Annotated in this window: 1 protein-coding gene; it reads left to right on the top strand. The window is 67.2% G+C overall.

Going from position 1 to position 1,645, the window contains the following annotated elements:
- Positions 1-99 precede the first annotated feature (99 nt).
- Entirely contained in the window at positions 100-1,608 is a 1,509-nt protein-coding gene (locus ACWFR4_RS48785; RefSeq protein ID WP_453658427.1) for an ISL3 family transposase, read from the top strand.
- The last annotated feature ends 37 nt before the right edge of the window (positions 1,609-1,645 follow it).

Below are 1,645 nucleotides of genomic sequence, written 5' to 3'. Positions count from 1 at the left end.
GGGACTGTCCAATCAACGGCCCTGTCTCACATTCGGTGGTGACGCAGAGTCGTGAAGGTCGTTGATAGTCACGTGAAGGATGTCAACGAGCTTGTCCAGATGGTGTTTTCGGGCCTGTCCCCGCTGGTCATCGAGGATGTGGCCGACGAGGGCGAGCGGATCGTGGTGCGGGCACGAACGCCGCAGGACACGGCGGTCTGCCCGGTGTGCGGGGCGTCGTCGGGGCGCGTGCACGGCTACCACTGGCGGACGGTGGCCGACGTACCGGTCGACAGCCGACGGGTGGTGGTCCGTGTGCGGGTGCGGCGTCTGGTGTGCCCCACTCGCGGCTGCCGACATACTTTCCGCGAGCAGGTGCCCGGAGTCCTGGACCGATACCAGCGACGCACCACTCGCCTGACCAGGCAAGTCAAGGCAGTGGTCAAGGAGTTAGCGGGCCGGGCGGGGGCACGTTTACTGGCCATACTCGCGGCGGGCGTCTCGCGTCACACGGCTCTGCGTGCCCTGTTGCGCATCCCGCTGCCCGCAGGGCGGACGCCCCGTGTAATCGGCGTCGACGACTTCGCTCTGCGCCGGCGTCACCGCTACGCCACCGTGATCATCGATGCCGAGACGCATGAGCGGATCGACGTGCTGCCCGACCGCACGGCAGACACCCTGGAGGCGTGGCTACGTGAACATCCGGGCATCGACGTCGTGTGCCGCGACGGCTCCGCGACCTACGCCGAGGCCATCCGCCGTGCCCTGCCCCGTGCGACGCAGGTCGGTGATCGGTGGCATCTGTGGCACAACCTGTGCGAAGCCGTCTTGAGCGAGGTCAAGGCACACAGCACCTGCTGGGCCACGCTACTGGACGCGCCCATCTACGAGGGACCCCGCGCGCAGACGACCCTGGAACGCTGGCACCAGGTCCACAACCTGCTCGATCAAGGCGTGGGCCTGCTCGAATGCGCCCGCCGACTGGAACTGGCCCTGAACACCGTCAAACGCTACGCGCGAGCCGATCGGCCCGAGCGCATGCTCCGCGTCCCCAAGTATCGCGCCAGCCTCGTCGATCCCTACCGCGAGCACCTGCGTAAACGCCGGGCCGAGGACCCCGGCGTCCCCGTCCAGCACCTCTTCGAAGAGATCAAGGCCCTCGGGTTCACCGGCTGCCTGAACCTCCTGCACAAGTACATCAACCAGGGCCGTGCGGACGCCGACCGCAGCCACATCTCCCCGCGCCGCCTCGCTCGGATGATCCTCACCCGGCCGGACAACCTCAAGACCGAGTATCGCGATCTTCTGGCCCGGCTCACCGCCGCCTGCCATGAGATGACCCAACTGGCCGCCTGCATCGGGGACTTCGCCGAACTCCTGACTCCTCGCCCAGAACATGCCGCCCAGCTCGATCCATGGATCGCCCAGGTCCGCACAGCCGATCTGCCTCATCTGCACGCTTTCACCCGCGGTCTGGATCGAGACCGCGACGCCGTGATCGCCGCGCTCACGCTTCCGTACAGCAACGGCCCCACCGAGGGCGTCAACACCAAGACCAAGCGGATCGCACGCCAGATGCACGGACGAGCAGGCTTCACCCTGCTCCGCCACCGCATCCTCCTCGGATAGCGACACGATCCGTCACCACCGAATATGAGACAGGGCC

The organism is Streptomyces sp. NPDC055140, from assembly GCF_053607285.1.
Note: the sequence above shows the minus strand (reverse complement) of the source record. Positions and strands in the feature narration are given on the sequence as shown.